Below are 17641 nucleotides of genomic sequence, written 5' to 3'. Positions count from 1 at the left end.
AATCAATTGATGATGAACAAACCTAAATGGGTAGGCAGTTTTTTCTCTATACGCAGCGATCTTGCATATTGAAGAACAATACATATGCTTAAACGGTCCGGAACTTTTGCATCGGATTCGTGGGACAAGGAGAATCGTCGGATAAAATCAGGATTAGCCATTTCTGTCTCTTTTATTTTAAAACGGCTTTATCATTCATTTATTATCAGGGCAACAAAAAAACAGCAAAGAATGGGCTAACTCTCTTTTTTTATGTATATTTGCACCGTTTAAAGAATAAAAGAAAAATCGTATGAAAAAATTTTCACTCCTATTAATCACAGCTTTCGTTTTGATCTCTTGTCAAAACAACAAAACTTATAAAATTGACGGAACCGTTACTGATCCTGCCTATGAAGGCAAAAACGTATATATTCAGGAAATGACAACCAACGAGATGGTGTCGGTTGACACTGCCGTTGTAACAAACGGCTCGTTCAAATTCGAAGGATCTGCCGACTCAACCGTATTACGCTTTATCGCTCTGGACGAAACGGTTAACCCTCAGAAACCATCAAGGGTGCTTGCCATTTTAGAGCCGGGAACCATCCGCGTGCAGTTCGATTCCACCGTTACGGTTTCAGGTTCACAGCTAAACGACGCCTACAATACGTTCAGGACAGAACAGGAAAATATAACGAAAGAAATTCGCGCACTCTCTCAACAATACCAGGAAGCTGCATCGACGGGTGCAATGACAGACTCACTGGATGCCGCACTTACCGCGCAATACGAAAAGTTATCCGGCGATATATCTAGCAAAACAGCTGATTTCATCAAAGCCAACATAGCCAATCCGCTGGGTAAATTCCTCTTTATGACTTCCGCAGAGATGTTTGAACCGGAAACCCAGCGCGAAATCCTTGCGTTAACGGATGAAGCTTATAAATCGCAAGAAAGTATTCAACGCATCGTTAAACGTCTTGAAAATGCCGAAAGAGTAGCTATCGGCCAAAAATTTCTCGATTTTACAATGAAAGATCCGGAAGGAAACGACATTTCATTATCGGATTACGCAGGAAAAGGAAAGGTTGTCCTGATCGACTTCTGGGCAGCCTGGTGCGGCCCTTGCCGCGACGAAATGCCCAATGTGGTTGCAGCTTACAACAATTACAAAAACAAAGGTTTTGAAGTTGTGGGAGTTTCTCTTGACCGGGAAAGAGAAAGGTGGCTGAGCGGCATAAAAGAGTTGAACATGACCTGGCCCCAGATGTCTGAACTTAAGTTCTGGGATACCCCGGTGGTAGAGCTGTACGCTTTCCGCGGTATTCCGCACACCGTCCTTTTGGACAAGGAGGGGATCATTATTGCCAAAGACCTGCGTGGAGCAGAACTTCACAATAAACTGAATGAATTGTTGGGAGAATAAAATCCCGTTATTTCACCTGTTTAAAAGGGCTGCACCGTTGGTGTGGCTTTTTTTTGTTAAAAATAGTGTAATCACGGCTTACTGCGCTTTAGTACAAAATAATTATCTATTTTTGTATGAAATAAAACTGACAGAAAGATGCTGTTACGACTGAAAAAACTTATTATTTACGGTTTAGGAGTTTTATTTCTGATTCCGGCAGAAAGTGCTTTCGCTCAAAAAAACGGATTCACGGTTGTTATTGACCCCGGCCACGGAGGCCGCGATCCAGGTGCGATCGGATCAAGCTCAAAAGAAAAGGACATCGTTCTTGTTGTCGGGAAAAAGCTAGGCGAACTCATCAAGAATAACCATCCGGACGTAAAAGTTTTATATACAAGAGATACCGATAGGTTCGTAGAGTTAAACAAAAGGGCCGAGATAGCCAACAAAGCTAAGGCCGACCTGTATATTTCGCTACACTGTAATGCGCTTGACAGGAGAAAAAGGTCTCCGCAAGGCGTGGAGACATTTGTGTTGGGGCTGCACCGGAGCAAGGACAACCTGGATGTTGCCAAAGCGGAAAACTCGGTAATTCTCTATGAAGATGATTATTCCACCAAGTACCAGGGATTTGACCCTAACGAGCCAGAGTCATACATCATGTTTGAGTTTATGACCGACCAGTACCTTCAGCAAAGCGTTTACTTTGCATCGTTGGTACAAAACAGGCTGGTAAACAACTCGAAAAGGACTAACCGGGATGTCAGGCAGGCCGGTTTTCTGGTGCTCCGGGAAGTGGCTATGCCGAGTATCCTTGTGGAGCTGGGGTACATTTCAAATCCTTCCGACGAAAAGTATATGAAAACCGAAAGCGGACAAAGATCATTGGCAAACTCCGTTTATTTGGCTTTTAAGGAATACAAACACGAATACGACAAAAAAAGTCATGTATTTACCAATCCGGAACAACGAAAGACAATTGCAGCCAACCCTCCCTCTACCGGGATGGATGTAACCGGAACAAGCGAATACAGGATACAGTTCCTTACAGCTCCCCGAAAACTGGCCGATAATTCTTCGCAACTGAAAGGGTTGAATCCGGTAGATTTTTATTTAGACGGCAAAACATATAAATACACGTACGGCCGGTCATCCGATCTTAATGAAGCAAACAAAACACTCAAAACCGTTCAAAGAAAATTCAAAGACGCTTTCATTGTTGAATTCAGGGACGGCAAAAGAGTAAAATAAGAATAATTTATGCAAGCTCAAGGCAAGTTCAGCAGAAATTTCATCATCGGAGTTTCCTTTCTTATAGCCCTGGTTCTCCTTTATTTTGGAGTGAACTTTCTGAAGGGAACAAATATTTTGAAAAAGCAAAACACCTACGTTGTCATGTTCGATGATGTTACCGGACTTTACCCCTCATCACCGGTTTATGTAAACGGATACCAGATCGGACTGGTCAACGCCATCAAAATGCACAGTACAGACCCGATCCAGTTCGCTGTGGACATCAACCTCGAAGGCGATTATCGGATTCCGCAGGGGAGTTATTTCGAATTTGGATCGGATCTACTGGGAGCCTCTACGGTAAGCCTGGTTGCAAATAAAGAGGCTTCAAAGCTTCTTTCTCCCGGAGACACGCTGCACGGCCGGCAGAAACAAGGGATGATGAACAGCGTTGCCAACGTTGCCCCCAAGGCTGACTCCATTCTGACACACATAGACTCTGTAGTCCTGACACTGAACAAACTGATGTCTAATCCAATGTGGGAACAATCGATAGCAGGTATCGGATCTACAGTTGCCCAACTGGATGAATCCAGCAAAAGCGTGAACGCTGTAATGGCATCGATCCGAAAAGATTTACCAACAGTAACCCAAAACCTCACAGCCGTTTCCAACGATTTAAAAGAGGTTACGGCAGAACTTAATTCGCTGGAACTCCAAAAGACGTTCAACGCTATCGACAATACGGTAGAAAACCTGAAGATACTGTCATCAAAACTGACTAGCACCGACAATTCATTGGGGAAATTAACTAACGACACCCAGTTACACGATAGTTTGACAAACACCATACAAACTGCAACAAAACTGCTGGAAGATATTCGTGAAAATCCCGAACGATATTTGAGCATAAGGGTGCGCCTGTTCTAAGTTTCCTAAATATGGAATAAATTTGCCGATCAAACTTTATATAGAATGATTCTAAATATCAGCCCTGTTTTTCGTCGTATGATAAACCCTTTGGGTAATTGAGTTTAAGACATAAAACACATGCTTATTTTGTACAAACGGGTAAAGACTATACACTTATCACAGAGTTCTATATATCAATTGATTACGACAATGAATTCAGGCCCAACCCGCTTATAAACAGCAGCATACGCCTATCCAATTGATAATTAAGCGAGTGTTTTTATTTCAGGAAAAACAAAGGGAACAGGATTTTTTTTTCTCGATTTTTTTTTGAAAATTTGTATTCCCCAAATTAATTAAACACAACCAATAGAAGAGAGGAAAATCGTTAATTTATTCGAATGAACACTGACTACAAAATTTTATGGAAGAACTGTCTTGATGTGATTCGTGATATTATCCCCGAAGCTGCATTCAACACGTGGTTTAGTCCAATTGTCCCGTTGAAATATGAAGACAATGTTCTCACCATTCAAGTACCCAGTCAGTTTTTTTACGAATATCTTGAGGACAAATACATTGATCTTATCCAGCAGACCCTCTACCGCAAAATAGGAGAAGGAACTATTCTCAACTACCGCATCCTGGTGGAGGCGGAAAGCAATACTATGGTGGAGATGCGCGGGGAGCCCAAATTCACTGTTTCAGACAAGAAAAATCAAAATCCGGTTTCTGTAAAGGTACCTAGTCCTTTTGACAGGGTTGAACCGGCTGAGTTCGATTCCCAGATAAATTCCAAATACACGTTTAACAACTTCTTCGAAGGCGAAAGCAACCGCCTGGCGCGCACCGCAGCCGAAGCCGTGGGTTTAAATCCGGCAAAAACCGCTTTTAATCCGCTTTTCGTGTACGGAAAATCGGGAGTTGGAAAAACGCACCTTTGTCACGCTGTTGGATCGAAAGTGCTTGAACTATATCCGGACAAGAAAGTTCTTTATATTACGGCACACCTGTTTAAGGTACAATACACCGATGCCCGGCGTTTCAACACGATAAACGATTTCATCAACTTTTACCAAAGCATTGATGTCCTCATTATTGATGATATTCAGGAATTATCCGGATTGGAAAAAACCCAAAACACTTTTTTTCACATCTTCAACCATTTGCATCAGAACAACAAGCAACTGGTCATGACATCGGATTGTTCGCCCACCGAAATGCAGGGAATGGAAGAACGTTTATTAACTCGTTTCCGTTGGGGGCTTTCCACCAAACTGGAGCGTCCGGACAAAGAACTTCGCAAAAAAATACTGAAGCATAAGATCTTAACCGACGGACTGACTATCTCCGATCAGGTAATCGAATTTATTGCTGAAAACGTGACGGAAAATGTGCGCGACCTGGAAGGCATCATTGTTTCGCTAATGGCTCACTCCATCATCAACAACCGTGAAATTGACATTACTCTGGCACGCCGCGTTATGGAGCAAAATATCCGTTTCGAGAAGAAAAAGATTACCGTGCAAAAGATCCAGGAAACGGTCAGTGATTTCTACAATGTAAAGAGAGATTTGATTCAATCAGCCTCCCGAAAAAGAGAAATTGTACAGGCGCGTCAGGTAACCATGTTTTTCATCAAGAAACACACCGAACTGTCGCTTTCTCAGATCGGAATTCAGGTGGGAAACCGAAATCACGCTACTGTCCTACACGCTTGCAACACCATCAGGGACCTGTCTGAAGTAGACAAAGGTTTTCGCGCCGACATTGAGGAAATAGAGCGTCTGCTGCAATCTTAACATTACGGGTATCTCACCCACAGCATACAATGAGACTTTTTCGTTTTCTTCTGTATCTGTCTCTGTTTGCCCTCTGTCTGGCATGCAAACAAAAGCCGTCGGACTCCGGTACAAACCTGTCTACAAACACTTACCGGGAATATTACAGCACGGCTACGGGGAAAAAAGGGGCGGAACTAAAAACAGCACTTTTCGGTATAATCGGCAATCCAGATATCGTTTCGTACGCTGAAATCTGGTCGGCTTTTGAAAAAACCGACGTTAAGGCCGACGGTTCTGTCTGGGATATGTATTCCGATAATCCCGGCGGGGAAATAATTTACTCCTTCTCGTTTCATCATAAGAAATGTGGCACTTACCGCAGCGAAGGTGATTGCTATAACCGCGAACACACCATTCCTCAAAGCTGGTTTAAGGGAGCATCACCCATGTATTCCGACCTTTTCCACATTTACCCAACCGACGGATACGTGAACAACCGGCGGGGAAATTTGCCGCTGGGTGAAGTTGGTATTTTTTCTTGGAAGTCGGCAAACGGTTCGAGAATCGGACAAAATACATCCGGTAATTTCACTCAAACCGTTTTTGAGCCAATAGATGAGTACAAGGGCGATTTTGCCCGAACCTATTTCTATATGGTTACGGCTTATGAGAGCAACGTTGCCAGCTGGGAATCGCCACAGGTTGGAGGAAACACCTATCCGGCCATTAAAAACTGGGCACTTGAAATGTTTCTGCGGTGGCATCGCGAAGATCCGGTCAGCACCAAGGAACGGGATCGCAACCAAGCCGTCTTTGGCATCCAGAAAAACCGAAATCCGTTTATCGACCATCCCGAACTGGCAGAGCATGTGTGGGGAAATAAGAAGAATCAACCTTTTAATCTGAAGTAGAATATTGCCATGAAGAAATACACCTTTTTTTTGCTGCTCTTATTCTTTTTCCCATCGACAAATGTCGTTTCGAAACCGGTGAGAATCGCCATCCTCAGCGACATACATTACTTGAGCCCAGAGATAGCTCAACCGGGAGCAGCTCTGGAAAAGTATGAAACAGCCACGGGCAGAAACCTTTCCGATTTACACGCCGTTCTCGACAAAACTCTCGCGGAGATAGAAGCTGCGGGAACAGATATATTACTCATCACAGGAGACATAACTAACCATGGCGAGAAACAAAGCCATATCGACTTTACCAAAAAGCTCTATCCTTTACAACAGCGTGGAATGCGAATCCAGGTCATCCCCGGGAACCACGACATCAACATCCCCGACTCGAGGGCATATATCGGTGAGGTCCCTGCTCCAGCTCAAAGCATTTCGGCCAAAGAGTTTCCTGAAATTTATGGGCCCTTCGGCTATAACGGCGCGCTAAAACTCGACACTGCCTCATTAAGTTATCTGGCGGAAATTAACGAAAACACGTGGTTGCTTTGTTTCGATACCAATCGATATGCAGAACATAAAACCACGTCAGTTTCGGGTGGGCGGATTCTCCCCTCAACGATGAATTGGGCACTTGATATCCTTCGCCAGGCAAAAGCAAAAAACGTTACTGTCCTGGGTATGATGCATCACGGCATTGTAGAACACATGCCTTATCAGGCCACGTTTTTTCCGGGCCATATACTGGAAAACTGGGAGTCTGCCGCAGGAATCCTTGCCGCTGCCGGCTTGAAAATCGTATTTACCGGACACTTCCACTCCAACGATATTACACAGTTCACGGGTTCTGCAGAAAACATCTTGTACGATGTAGAAACCGGAAGCCTGTCACAGTATCCGTTCCCTTATCGACTGATAACACTCGACTCCACGTCTCTCTCCATCGATACCCGCTTTATCGAATCTGTTCCCGGGACAGCCGGTTTGCAGGATAAATACCGCAAAACAACGGAATCGATCATTCGTCGAGGCGTCCGGGCACGACTTCAACAAACGGGAATACCTTTCGCGGATGATGCCCGGGAAGCGTTGGTCGAACTGCTCACTGGCTTAAATGTATTGCACCTGAAGGGCGATGAAGTTCTTGATGAGGGCATGCTCCGCTCAATCCAACAATTTGCTGAAGTAATGGATGATGAGAATTTCGACATAAATTCTTTTCAGCTCGATTTCCCCCCGGCAGACAACAAACTGAAAATTAATCTTAAATGAAGCAACACAAACCGTTGGAGAGCTGCCTTCACCCCGGTTGCATCGAAGCCGGTTGCGACGAAGCGGGACGCGGATGCCTTGCCGGCCCTGTCTTCGCAGCTGCAGTTGTCCTCAAGCCCGGATTCCGGTGTGAAGAGCTCAACGATTCCAAGCAATTATCGGAAAGGGAACGGAACCGTCTCCGACCTATCATTGAGCAGAGTGCGATGTGCTACGCCGTTGAAATGTGCACCCCGGATGAAATTGACGAGTTAAATATCCTCTGGGCATCGGTTAAAGCCATGCACAAAGCCCTAAGCAGGCTGACCGTGACGCCTGAACATATCCTGATAGACGGGAACCGGTTTCATCCGTTCCAACAGATTCCACACACATGTGTGATAAAGGGTGACGGAAAGTACTTGTCGATTGCGGCAGCATCGGTGCTGGCAAAAACATACCGGGATGAGTATATGCAAAACCTACACAATCAATTTCCCGTTTACGGATGGATGCACAACAAAGGATACCCTACACGTGCGCATCGCGAAGCGATTAAACAGCACGGGATAACGATCCACCACCGGCAGACTTTTCACTTGATTGAAAAACAACTGAAATTCGAGTGGTAAACAAAAGATTCATTACTCAACCCGGATAAATCTCCGTCGTTTCTTGTCGTAATTGTAAATCTCCCCCTTGTCTATGTGGTAGTACCAGCCCATGACGATTAAACGCCCCTCCCTTACCCGTTTTCGGATATAAGGATATTTCATCAGGTGATTGACCTGCTCCACCACATTCATTTTTTCGGTAAATGAACTGCGCTCTTCAAGGCTGATCTTGTTTTTGGCGATTTTTTCCTCCACGATCTTTTTCACCGGCGATGCCAGTTCGAGCCATTTTTTTGTATGTGGAAGGTTTTTGAGCTCTTTATCCTGATATAAGGCCGCACAGCCCCCGCAGTTGGAGTGTCCACACACCACAATATTACTGACATTCATCTGATTAACCGCATATTCTATAACCGCAGAGGTGGCCAGGAAGGTATCGGAATATTTTTTGTAGTAAGGGACTAGATTGGCAATGTTCCTTACAACAAACAATTCGCCGGGAAAGGTCTGGGTTACCAGATGCGGAACAACCCGCGAATCGGAACATCCGATAAACAGCGTATGTGGATTTTGTTGCTGACCCAGTTCTTCAAAAAATCGCTGGTGCGGAATAAATTCATTCGCTTTAAAACCGCGGATCCCTTCAAACAAACGGTTATAATCGATGGGGGTGGACTTTTCCGACATACGTTTCCATTTTTTGGGTGAATTAAAACAGTAAACGCTTAAAAGGCCGTTTCGGTTCTGGGGAACAGATAAAAGTTACGCTTCATGCATCCTTCATGCTCAACTGGATCCGCTTCCGTTCCAAATCTACCGACAACACTTTTACTTTCACGTGCTGGTGCAACGAAACAACATCGGTGGGGTTTGATACGAAGCGGCCGGCCAGTTCCGAGATATGGACCAAGCCGTTCTCCTTGATGCCGAAATCCACGAAACAACCGAAGTTAGTGATATTGGTAATGATTCCATTTACCACCATTCCTTCTTTCACATCTGCGATGGTACGGATAGAGGGGTCAAACTCCAACACCTGCACTTTCGTGCGTGGATCGCGGCCGGGCTTTTCCAGCTCCTGGAGGATATCGGTCAGCGTTTCGGTACCGATGGTATCTGTTTTGTAGCGGTTGATATCGATAGTACCGACAAGCGCTTTATTACTGATCACCTCCTTGACGGAACATTTAAGGTCCTTGGCCATCCTTTCAACCACCGGATAACTTTCCGGATGGACGGCAGAGTTATCGAGCGGGTTTTCAGCGTCGGGAATCCGAAGGAAACCGGCACATTGCTCGAAAGCTTTTTCACCCAGACGGGGTACTTTCCTTAATCCTGCGCGTGCGCGGAAAGGACCGTTCTCGGCCCGGTAATTCACGATATTCTGTGCCAGGGACTCACCTAGACCCGAAACATACATCAGCAAATGTTTGCTCGCCGTGTTAAGGTTTACCCCCACAAGGTTCACGCAACTTTCCACGGTTTGATCCAGGGAACGTTTCAGTTTTGCCTGGTCCACATCGTGCTGATACTGCCCCACCCCTATGGATTTCGGATCAATTTTCACCAGTTCCGCGAGCGGATCACTTAACCTCCTGCCGATAGAGATTGCCCCGCGCACTGTAACATCATACTCCGGGAACTCTTCACGTGCCGTCTTTGAGGCCGAATATACGGAGGCACCGTTCTCACTCACTACAAAAACCTTCACCTCCCGGTCGTACCTCAGGTTCGCAATGAAGCGCTCGGTCTCCCGGCTTGCCGTACCGTTGCCGATGGCAATCGCATCGATACGGTAAGTGGAAACCAGCTTGGAAACCTTACCCGCCGACTTCGAAAATTCATTTTGCGGCGGATGCGGATAAATGGTTTCGTTGTGCAGTAAATTGCCTTGCTCGTCCAGACAAACAAGCTTGCATCCCGTCCGGTATCCCGGGTCGACTGCCAGTATCCGCTTCTGCCCCAGTGGAGGTGAAAGCAGAAGCTGACGCAGATTCTCGGCAAAAACAGCTATAGCGGCCTCGTCGGCTTTTTCCTTGGAGAGGTTGGCAAACTCAGTCTCAATGGAAGGTTTGAGCAAGCGTTTATAGGCATCCTCCACCGCTTTTTCAACGTAATCCGCAGCCTCACTATCGTTCTTGGCGTATCGGGGCACCAGCTTATCCAAGCATTTTTCATCGTCGGGAGAGATGGATACCCGAAGAAACCCTTCCGATTCTCCCCGGCGGATGGCAAGAAGACGATGCGAGGGACACCGGGAAAGAAGAGTAGAAAAGTCAAAATAATCCCTGTACTTTTCGCCTTCCTGTTCTTTGCCTTTCACCACTTTGGCGGTTATGACCGCTTCACGGGCAAAAATGTTTCGTATGAGCTGACGGGCTTTTTCATCTTCGTTTACCCATTCGGCAATAATGTCGCACGCCCCTTTTAACGCCGAAACGGCATCATCCAGTTCTTCTCCAGCAAACTGCCCGGCTTTCGCTTCAACCGGCCCATACTGTTGCAGCATCAGCCATTTCGCCAAAGGCTCCAATCCCCTTTTCCTGGCCATCTCCGCGCGCGTCTGCCGTTTGGGTTTGTAAGGCAGGTAAATATCCTCCAACGCAACGGCATCCCAGCAATTTTCGATCCTCTCTTGCAGTTCCGGTGTCAGTCTTTCCTGTTCTTCGATGGACGACAGAACGGTTTTCTTCCGTTTTTCGAGCTCAATGAATTTATCATTCAGTGATTTAATTTCTGAAACCTGTACTTCATCCAACGATCCGGTTGCTTCTTTCCGGTATCGGCTGATAAAAGGGATGGTAGCACCGCCTTCCAACAGTTTAATGGTATTTTCCACATTATTGAGGCGGATGTTTAAAGCGTTGGAAATAAGTGAAGGGATGACGGGACTGTTCATTTCGAATTTGTTTTTTAGGATACAAAAATACAAAAATGTTCAGAAGGGTAAAAATATCGCTATCTTTGTAAACAAACTCAACGCATGGCCAAACTAAAATCAACCTACTTTTGTACCAACTGCGGCAACGAATCGCCCAAATGGATGGGGAAATGCCCTGCCTGTGGCGAATGGGGATCGCTGGTGGAGGAGCTGGTGCGAAAAGATGCTCCTTCAAGAGTTACCGATACACGTTCGTTCGAAAGCGTGAAGAGCCAACCTTTACCGCTTCGCGAGATAAGGGCGGAACAAGAGCCTAGAATCGACATGAACGACGAGGAATTAAACCGTGTACTGGGTGGCGGACTGGTACCTGCATCCCTGGTACTGATTGGGGGAGAGCCGGGAATCGGTAAATCCACGCTCGTACTGCAAACCATGCTGAAGTTGGGAGAGATCAGAACCCTCTACGTTTCCGGTGAGGAGAGCGCGAGGCAATTGAAACTGAGGGCCGACCGCATCGGTATTGAAAACGACAATTGCCTGATTGTTTGCGAGACCAATCTCGACGAAATATTCAAACATATTAAAAACATCTCCCCGCAACTCGTAATTGTCGACTCCATCCAAACCGTTTACAGCGACGCCATGGAGTCATCGCCCGGAAGTATTTCTCAGGTGCGCGAATGTGCCGCATCCATCCTCAAGTATGCCAAACAATCGGGAACACCCGTCGTTCTTATCGGGCACATCACCAAAGAGGGTAACATTGCCGGCCCCAAGGTACTGGAACATATTGTGGATACTGTGTTGCAGTTTGAAGGCGACCAACACTACATGTACCGCATATTACGAAGTATCAAGAACCGGTTCGGCAGCACATCAGAACTGGGTATCTACGAGATGAACCAATCGGGGCTTCGCGAAGTGAATAACCCGTCCGAACTTTTACTTACCCAGAACCACGAAGGACTAAGCGGCGTGGCCATCTCAGCGGTAATCGAGGGCATCCGACCTTTTCTTATCGAGACACAGGCCCTGGTGAGCACGGCAGCTTACGGCGGGAATCCGCAGCGCTCGGCAACGGGATTCGACATCCGGCGGATGAACATGCTGCTGGCGGTTCTGGAGAAACGGGCCGGGTTTAAACTGGCACAAAAGGATGTTTTCCTGAATATTGCCGGAGGGTTGCGTGTGAACGACCCGGGGATGGATCTGGCGGTAATCACCTCGGTCCTTTCGTCGAGTCTGGATATGGCTGTCGACAGAGATACCTGCCTCACCGGAGAAGTTGGACTATCGGGGGAAATCCGCCCGGTAAACCGCATCGAACAGCGGATTACCGAAGCCGAGAAACTGGGCTTCTCACGCATTATCGTTCCGGCCAACAACCTGAAAGGTTTCAAGTCGAAAGTAAAAATTGAAATTGTGCAGGTGAAGAAAGTGAGCGACGCATTTCGGTCATTATTTTCATAAATTGTAGGGAAGAGTTTTGTTCACAAAAATAAATACATTATCTTTGCATTCGCTTTATGCAAAATCGGTACCTTGACCGAGTGGCTAGGTAGCGGTCTGCAAAACCGTCTACGGCGGTTCGACTCCGCCAGGTACCTCTAAAAAGAGGCCGTCTCAAAAAGGAAATTACTTCTGCGGGACGGCCTCTCTTCGCTTTTTTATAATCCTTTGATCACCAATAACGGTGTGTCGGAATGGAAAAGCATCCTTCGTGCGATTCCCGGGTTAAAGATACGGGCAAACAGTCCTCTTCTCGAGCTCGACATGGCGATCATGTCTATCTTGTGTTCCTTCACAAACTCCTCGAGTACGACTTCGAGTTGCCTGTCACGGTCAATCACCTCATAATCAATATCCAGATCGGGATATTGTTCCTCCAGGTACTTTTGGGTTCCCGACAACTTGATTTCGTCCCACATATCCTCTTTCCTGGCCATATGTGCTAAATACACTTTCACAGGATAAGGCTTTATGAAAGCCATCATGATATCGAAAGCCTTAAATTCACGCTCCCTGAAGTTGGTCAGGAAAAGGATGTTCTTCATTTGAGAAATATCCTGATCCTTGGAGTTCTCGGGAATGGCAAAGATCGGTGTCTTACAGCCGTCAATCACTTCTGCGGTAACACTGCCGATCAGGTCAAGGTCCTTTGCGTTGCTTCCCCGGGTACCCATCACGATAGCCCGCGGACGTTGTTTTTTGGAATAGGAGATGATCTCTTCTTCGGGAAGGCCTTCCATCAGCAGGTATGAAAACTTGACATCGGGAAATTCGTTGTTGGCAATCCTCTCACTGATATTTTTGACCAACGTGTTCATTTCCGACTCCATCTTGTTTCTAATGTCTTTATAAAGATCCTTATCGGATGTCTGGACTGAGAAAGAATCTCCAAAAGGTATGGCCATCGGATAATAAGGGGTGAAGAAAGAATGGACCAATTTTACGTCGCAGCCGATGTCGAAAGCAAGATTAAATCCGAATTCACAGGTTTTCAACGTATAGTTCGAAAAATCTACCGGTATCAACACTTCGTTTTTAACCTTCACTTTTTCGAGGTCATCCTCCGACTCAACGTTGGAGGTAAAATCAACCTGCTCAATGATGGTAAGCGCCCTGGGCAGATCACTTTCGTTTATCCTCACCCGCACGTTCCCGGGAACCGTAGGTTGAATGATACTCACACCGTGAATAACGGCAGGAATTCCTTCCGACTCGAGGATCGATTTGAGGATGACCGCTTTCTCGTAGGAGTGAATCGCAACGGTCACCAGTTTTTGTTCGGGACTGCCTGGTTTTCTATCGTCTTTTTCCATGTTCTTATCGTTAAAATGGTTTATAGCTATCAAAAGAAAAAACCCAATATTTGCCTGTAATCTATCAAATATTGGGCTTCATCTCTCAGGATGGATCAGATATTATCCTCTTCCTCAACAGGTTCTTCCTGATAAACAGGATAATCTTCAAGTCCCAATATGGACAACGCTTTATCGAATATAGTAGAGTCATCTAAAACAACTATACCTCCGTCGGGGCCGGGCTCGATATGAACACCGATACTTTTGCCTTCTTTGTAATTGTATCCACCAAAATAGTTTCTTACCGTTTCGGGTTTTAGGCCCAATTCTTCAGCTATCCGGTGGATACTACCGTCAGGGAGTTTGTCCTTCAATGCTCTTAATTCGTTAAAAGTGAGAGTTCTTGCCATGGTTGCTTAATTTTTATGATTGATAAATCTCGTTAGTGAATTATGCCCTAAACTTACACAATATTTCAGATAACGCCAATTATTTTCGTCAAAAAAATGACGAAAATGTTACTTTGTATCCTCTAAACAAACTTCAATGTGGTAAAGTTGCTAAAAAAGGGCTAAAAAATAGTATTAAAAGTATATAGACTGCAAATACCACGCCTGCTATCCTGCCTCTTTCAGCCGGGTAAACCGATAATCGGCCTTCCGGAGCCGGAACATGAAAGTAGCGGATCCTTATCCATGCATAAAGTTCATAAAGCATCCAGGCGAGCAACGATCCGGTGATAGCTCCGGCTACAATATCTGAAACAAAATGTACGCCCAGGTAGATTCGCGAATAGCTGTTCAGGATCGCCCATGCAAAAACAGGTAGGGTAACCCATCGGTTTCTGAAAACAAGCGAAAAGAAGACAGCCAGCCCAAAGCTGTTAGTGGCATGTCCGGATATAAATCCAAATCTTCCGCCCCGATAGTTATTAACGGTATCGACCAACTCCTTGAAATCAGGATGATGCGTTGGGCGGAATCGTTCAAAAAGGGGTTTGAACAACCCCGAAGAAACCTGGTCGCACAAGGCAAACAGCAAAATAAGAAAAACAGTCGCCAGGATACCTTCCCGGCGCGGCGATTTGTAGAAAAACACGACCACGAGAAACAACAGCAACGGCACCCAAACGTATCTGCCGGTGAAAGTCCAGAAGAGATTATCCAGAAAGATCGAATCGCTACCGTTCAAAGCAAAAAAAAGGTCCCGTTCAACCGGCAAAAAGTTTTCAACCGCTTCTTTCATATTACCTCCACATTCTCTTTCGATGTCCAGCCCACACTACCGTTGGCAATTTCTATTTCAATCCAGTTCCCATCGGTCTTATTAAGCTTCACCTTAGTCCCTTCGTGCAGACGGAAAAGTTCCTGGCTGTTGGCATCGGGCGAAGCCATGATAGATGCAGACGCAGCCATCACGATACCAGTGTTGCGGTGAATGCGGTTGTTTTTCTGACTGAACGCAAACACGTTGGACAAAAGAAGCAGGGCAAAAATAATAATACCGGTGTAAAAAGCCGTTTTTTTAATCCACACTTTTCTTACAAAAAGAAACGTCGCGATGCAGGAGAGAAAAGCGATAAAGAGGGCTATGGCTATGGTTGCCCACGTATTGGAGTTGAACAGGTTTTTAAAGCTGTAGATCCAATTTGTCAGGAAAAAGCTTTCTGAAGTATCGATCTTGTCTTCGATACGCGTACGGGCAAACCGGAGGTTGTGGCGAATGTCACTATCGCCCGGATTAAGGAGCAAAGCACGTTCGTAGTTAAGGATTGCTTTTGCTGCTTCTCCATTCCTGAAATAGGCGTTCCCCAAGTTGTAGTAAATTTCTGCCGACTCTTTCCCCTCCGATAATTGCTGGGCCACCACCTGTTCGTACAGTTGGATACTTCTTTTGTAATCTTCACTCCTATACGCTTCGGAAGCCATTTCCACAGAACTCTGTGCAGAAGATACGGTCGCAAAAAGAAGCAGAACCAGGATCAATGTATTTTTGATTGTTTGCATATCACTTTCTTTTTAGTTTGCTTTCCATTTTACCGATAGCATCAACCGTTTCGTTGTACAACTTATCCATAGCCGCATCACTCTCTGCCGGTGCGTAACGCGCAAACTCGCAAGTATTAAGTATCTGCATAAACTTACCGGTTAACTCATTGTCCATTCCGTAGTCGGACAGCTCTTTTTCTATATTATCCTTGGTTAAGTTTGCCACGGGCATAGACAACTTATCGCTGAAATATCCCCAAAGGGCACGCAGTACTTCGTCGTAAAATTTTTCTTTGTTATGCTCCTTCAGGAATTTTTCCGCAACCTTCAACCTTCGGATAGCCATCTTGTTCGCTTTTCTGGTTCTCATCCGCGCCACATCGGCATTTTCCCTGGCCATTTTCCGGTTAAAGAGATAAAAAACAATCAGTGCAACTAGGGGGATCAGGTACCATAACCAATATCCAGTGGATCCGGCAAAGAAACTGTTCTTGTATTGATATTGCGGTTCCCCGGTTTTCAAGAAACGAATATCCTGCTCCACGCGGACGTTCTGCTGGTTCACGTAGCTGCTTGCCGACGCTTTTCCGGGGTCACCTTTGGCAACTTGTAAATTATATCCGGATGATTTCAGGGTTTTATAGGAATGGGTATTCAGGTCGAAATAGGAAAACTCAATGGGCGGAATATCGTAATTCCCTTCGTAGCGGGGGATAGCAAGATATTCTATTTTCCGGGAGCCGGTCAATCCGTTGGTGGTGACCTGAAAATTATTGGTCACGGTCGGATCGTAAATCTCAAAATTAGTGGGAAATTTAACTTCAGGGTTCTGAATAAGTTTCATGTTTCCTGTTCCCGATATTTCGACCGAAACGGTAATCGGTTCGTTTGCCCGAGTTTGTTGCGTGTTGATGGAGGAAGTGAAGCTAAACGTTCCCACAGCGTTGGAAAAGTTCACCGGTTTTCCTTCAGGCAACTGCTTTACATTTACCGTTAACGGATTAGTGACCAATGATTTTCTCACATCCGCCATCACTTCCTGGGTTCCAAAGAAGGTGGAAACTTTTTTACCGGAAGGAACGGAGAACACCATCTCCAACCGTCCCGACGGAATGGTAATTTTACCGGATCGTTGAGGGAACAAAAGTGTTTTCTTTAAATCAGCCGTATAATAGTTTCGTCCGTTATACCGCTCCATCTGGAGTTGCTGGTTTGACGCTATCGCCACCTCCTCAGCCATAAACCCCTCAAACTCGGGGAACTCTATCTTGCCCAAATCGGTAATATTCAGCGTAGTATAAAGCCGAAAAGTGACAGTAAACCCCTCTTGCTCGTATACGTTGTCTTTCGATACAATAGCACGGATAAAGGCATCGTTGGCACTTACGGTTGCGGCAGGCGCTGCAGATGATGAGCCTGAACCTGCACTACCTGGATTTCCACCCTGACGATTCTCGGCTGTCTTATCGGGAGGAAGTACCTTTACGGTCAGTGAATTAGACCGGTAACTGCTCCCGTTCACGGTAATGGAGGCTGGCTCGATCGTAAAAGTACCTTCTTCAGGAGCCACAAGGATATACGTATACGTTACCGAACTTTCGGAAGTCGTTTTCCCGTTAACCGTACTCTGGCTGAAACTCCGCGATGTAGATGGCCCGAAAAGGACATCAAACCCTTTCAAATCTGGCAAACGAAGGTCTTTCCCTTCCTGGTTGAGCGTGTAACTCAAACGAAACTGCTCCCCCTTCACCACTCCGTTGGGGGCCGATGCCCGAAAAGTCACCTGCGCCTGAAGGGTTGTTATTCCGGTCAAGAGTAAGACCAGAGAAAGGAATGTAACTCTATATTTTTCTAAAAAATATTTCATTAAAATTGTAAA

The 17641-nt window shown here is 45.7% G+C and carries 16 protein-coding genes and 1 tRNA gene; 9 read left to right on the top strand and 8 right to left on the bottom strand.

The genetic code is table 11. The features are described from left to right. Positions 1-2: 2 nt before the first annotated feature. Complete coding sequence (locus KCV26_06240; protein WZX37969.1) at positions 3-161, bottom strand: hypothetical protein; 159 nt, start codon at positions 159-161, stop codon at positions 3-5. Positions 162-292: 131 nt separating this feature from the next. Between KCV26_06240 and KCV26_06235 the strand changes: the two genes are divergently transcribed. The 7 genes from KCV26_06235 (at position 293) to KCV26_06205 (ending at position 8104) form a co-directional block, all read left to right on the top strand. Continuing rightward, positions 293-1408 carry an AhpC/TSA family protein gene (locus tag KCV26_06235; GenBank protein ID WZX37968.1) on the top strand — a complete coding sequence of 372 codons (1116 nt, stop codon included), beginning with the start codon at positions 293-295 and terminating at the stop codon, positions 1406-1408. A 138-nt stretch (positions 1409-1546) separates the two neighbouring features. Beyond that, complete coding sequence (locus tag KCV26_06230; protein WZX37967.1) at positions 1547-2641, top strand: N-acetylmuramoyl-L-alanine amidase; 1095 nt, start codon at positions 1547-1549, stop codon at positions 2639-2641. A 9-nt stretch (positions 2642-2650) separates the two neighbouring features. Next, positions 2651-3553, top strand: coding sequence for an MCE family protein (locus KCV26_06225; protein WZX37966.1), 903 nt, complete (start codon positions 2651-2653; stop codon positions 3551-3553). 383 nt (positions 3554-3936) lie between these two features. After that, positions 3937-5337 carry a chromosomal replication initiator protein DnaA gene (gene dnaA, locus KCV26_06220; protein ID WZX37965.1) on the top strand — a complete coding sequence of 467 codons (1401 nt, stop codon included), beginning with the start codon at positions 3937-3939 and terminating at the stop codon, positions 5335-5337. Positions 5338-5366: 29 nt separating this feature from the next. Next, entirely contained in the window at positions 5367-6230 is an 864-nt protein-coding gene (locus tag KCV26_06215) for an endonuclease (GenBank protein WZX37964.1), read from the top strand. A 9-nt stretch (positions 6231-6239) separates the two neighbouring features. Continuing rightward, on the top strand, positions 6240-7493 hold the full coding sequence (locus KCV26_06210; protein ID WZX37963.1) for a metallophosphoesterase: 1254 nt from the start codon (positions 6240-6242) through the stop codon (positions 7491-7493). Further along, positions 7490-8104 carry a ribonuclease HII gene (locus KCV26_06205; protein ID WZX37962.1) on the top strand — a complete coding sequence of 205 codons (615 nt, stop codon included), beginning with the start codon at positions 7490-7492 and terminating at the stop codon, positions 8102-8104. The genes KCV26_06210 and KCV26_06205 overlap by 4 nt, the downstream gene beginning before the upstream one ends. Before the next feature lie 12 nt (positions 8105-8116). Here the strand turns inward: KCV26_06205 and KCV26_06200 are convergent, their stop codons facing one another. Together KCV26_06200 and KCV26_06195 are read right to left on the bottom strand one after the other, a co-directional pair. Then, on the bottom strand, positions 8117-8773 hold the full coding sequence (locus tag KCV26_06200) for a carbonic anhydrase (protein WZX37961.1): 657 nt from the start codon (positions 8771-8773) through the stop codon (positions 8117-8119). 82 nt (positions 8774-8855) lie between these two features. Next, positions 8856-10985: an RNA-binding transcriptional accessory protein gene (locus tag KCV26_06195; GenBank protein WZX37960.1), complete on the bottom strand. Its 2130-nt coding sequence runs from the start codon at positions 10983-10985 to the stop codon at positions 8856-8858. Positions 10986-11069: 84 nt separating this feature from the next. Here KCV26_06195 and radA point away from each other — a divergent pair, with 84 nt between their 5' ends. Next, entirely contained in the window at positions 11070-12440 is a 1371-nt protein-coding gene (radA, locus tag KCV26_06190; protein ID WZX37959.1) for a DNA repair protein RadA, read from the top strand. Positions 12441-12506: 66 nt separating this feature from the next. Continuing rightward, positions 12507-12577: transfer RNA gene (locus KCV26_06185), tRNA-Cys, on the top strand. A 60-nt stretch (positions 12578-12637) separates the two neighbouring features. Here the strand turns inward: KCV26_06185 and KCV26_06180 are convergent. From KCV26_06180 to KCV26_06160, 5 genes are all read right to left on the bottom strand, one after another. Continuing rightward, positions 12638-13792 carry a universal stress protein gene (locus tag KCV26_06180; protein WZX37958.1) on the bottom strand — a complete coding sequence of 385 codons (1155 nt, stop codon included), beginning with the start codon at positions 13790-13792 and terminating at the stop codon, positions 12638-12640. Positions 13793-13887: 95 nt separating this feature from the next. Next, entirely contained in the window at positions 13888-14184 is a 297-nt protein-coding gene (locus tag KCV26_06175; protein ID WZX37957.1) for a DNA-binding protein, read from the bottom strand. A 133-nt stretch (positions 14185-14317) separates the two neighbouring features. After that, a complete protein-coding gene (locus KCV26_06170) occupies positions 14318-15019 on the bottom strand; it encodes a phosphatase PAP2 family protein (GenBank protein WZX37956.1) in 702 nt (233 codons plus the stop codon). Further along, positions 15016-15780: a tetratricopeptide repeat protein gene (locus tag KCV26_06165; GenBank protein WZX37955.1), complete on the bottom strand. Its 765-nt coding sequence runs from the start codon at positions 15778-15780 to the stop codon at positions 15016-15018. The genes KCV26_06170 and KCV26_06165 overlap by 4 nt, the downstream gene beginning before the upstream one ends. Position 15781: 1 nt before the next feature. Beyond that, on the bottom strand, positions 15782-17629 hold the full coding sequence (locus KCV26_06160) for a protein BatD (GenBank protein ID WZX37954.1): 1848 nt from the start codon (positions 17627-17629) through the stop codon (positions 15782-15784). Positions 17630-17641 lie beyond the last annotated feature (12 nt).

Source organism: Petrimonas sulfuriphila (assembly GCA_038561985.1).
Classification (GTDB): Bacteria; Bacteroidota; Bacteroidia; order Bacteroidales; family Dysgonomonadaceae; genus Petrimonas; species Petrimonas sulfuriphila.
This window is presented reverse-complemented; position numbering and strand designations above follow the sequence as displayed.

Excerpts from the sequence above, each read along its gene's own strand:
- KCV26_06240 (WZX37969.1), bottom strand. The coding sequence starts at position 161 with ATGGCTAATCCTGATTTTATCCGACGATTCTCCTTGTCCCACGAATCC.
- KCV26_06235 (WZX37968.1), top strand. The coding sequence starts at position 293 with ATGAAAAAATTTTCACTCCTATTAATCACAGCTTTCGTTTTGATCTCT.
- KCV26_06230 (WZX37967.1), top strand. The coding sequence starts at position 1,547 with ATGCTGTTACGACTGAAAAAACTTATTATTTACGGTTTAGGAGTTTTA.
- KCV26_06225 (WZX37966.1), top strand. The coding sequence starts at position 2,651 with ATGCAAGCTCAAGGCAAGTTCAGCAGAAATTTCATCATCGGAGTTTCC.
- dnaA (WZX37965.1), top strand. The coding sequence starts at position 3,937 with ATGAACACTGACTACAAAATTTTATGGAAGAACTGTCTTGATGTGATT.
- KCV26_06215 (WZX37964.1), top strand. The coding sequence starts at position 5,367 with ATGAGACTTTTTCGTTTTCTTCTGTATCTGTCTCTGTTTGCCCTCTGT.
- KCV26_06210 (WZX37963.1), top strand. The coding sequence starts at position 6,240 with ATGAAGAAATACACCTTTTTTTTGCTGCTCTTATTCTTTTTCCCATCG.
- KCV26_06205 (WZX37962.1), top strand. The coding sequence starts at position 7,490 with ATGAAGCAACACAAACCGTTGGAGAGCTGCCTTCACCCCGGTTGCATC.
- KCV26_06200 (WZX37961.1), bottom strand. The coding sequence starts at position 8,773 with ATGTCGGAAAAGTCCACCCCCATCGATTATAACCGTTTGTTTGAAGGG.
- KCV26_06195 (WZX37960.1), bottom strand. The coding sequence starts at position 10,985 with ATGAACAGTCCCGTCATCCCTTCACTTATTTCCAACGCTTTAAACATC.
- radA (WZX37959.1), top strand. The coding sequence starts at position 11,070 with ATGGCCAAACTAAAATCAACCTACTTTTGTACCAACTGCGGCAACGAA.
- KCV26_06180 (WZX37958.1), bottom strand. The coding sequence starts at position 13,792 with ATGGAAAAAGACGATAGAAAACCAGGCAGTCCCGAACAAAAACTGGTG.
- KCV26_06175 (WZX37957.1), bottom strand. The coding sequence starts at position 14,184 with ATGGCAAGAACTCTCACTTTTAACGAATTAAGAGCATTGAAGGACAAA.
- KCV26_06170 (WZX37956.1), bottom strand. The coding sequence starts at position 15,019 with ATGAAAGAAGCGGTTGAAAACTTTTTGCCGGTTGAACGGGACCTTTTT.
- KCV26_06165 (WZX37955.1), bottom strand. The coding sequence starts at position 15,780 with ATGCAAACAATCAAAAATACATTGATCCTGGTTCTGCTTCTTTTTGCG.
- KCV26_06160 (WZX37954.1), bottom strand. The coding sequence starts at position 17,629 with ATGAAATATTTTTTAGAAAAATATAGAGTTACATTCCTTTCTCTGGTC.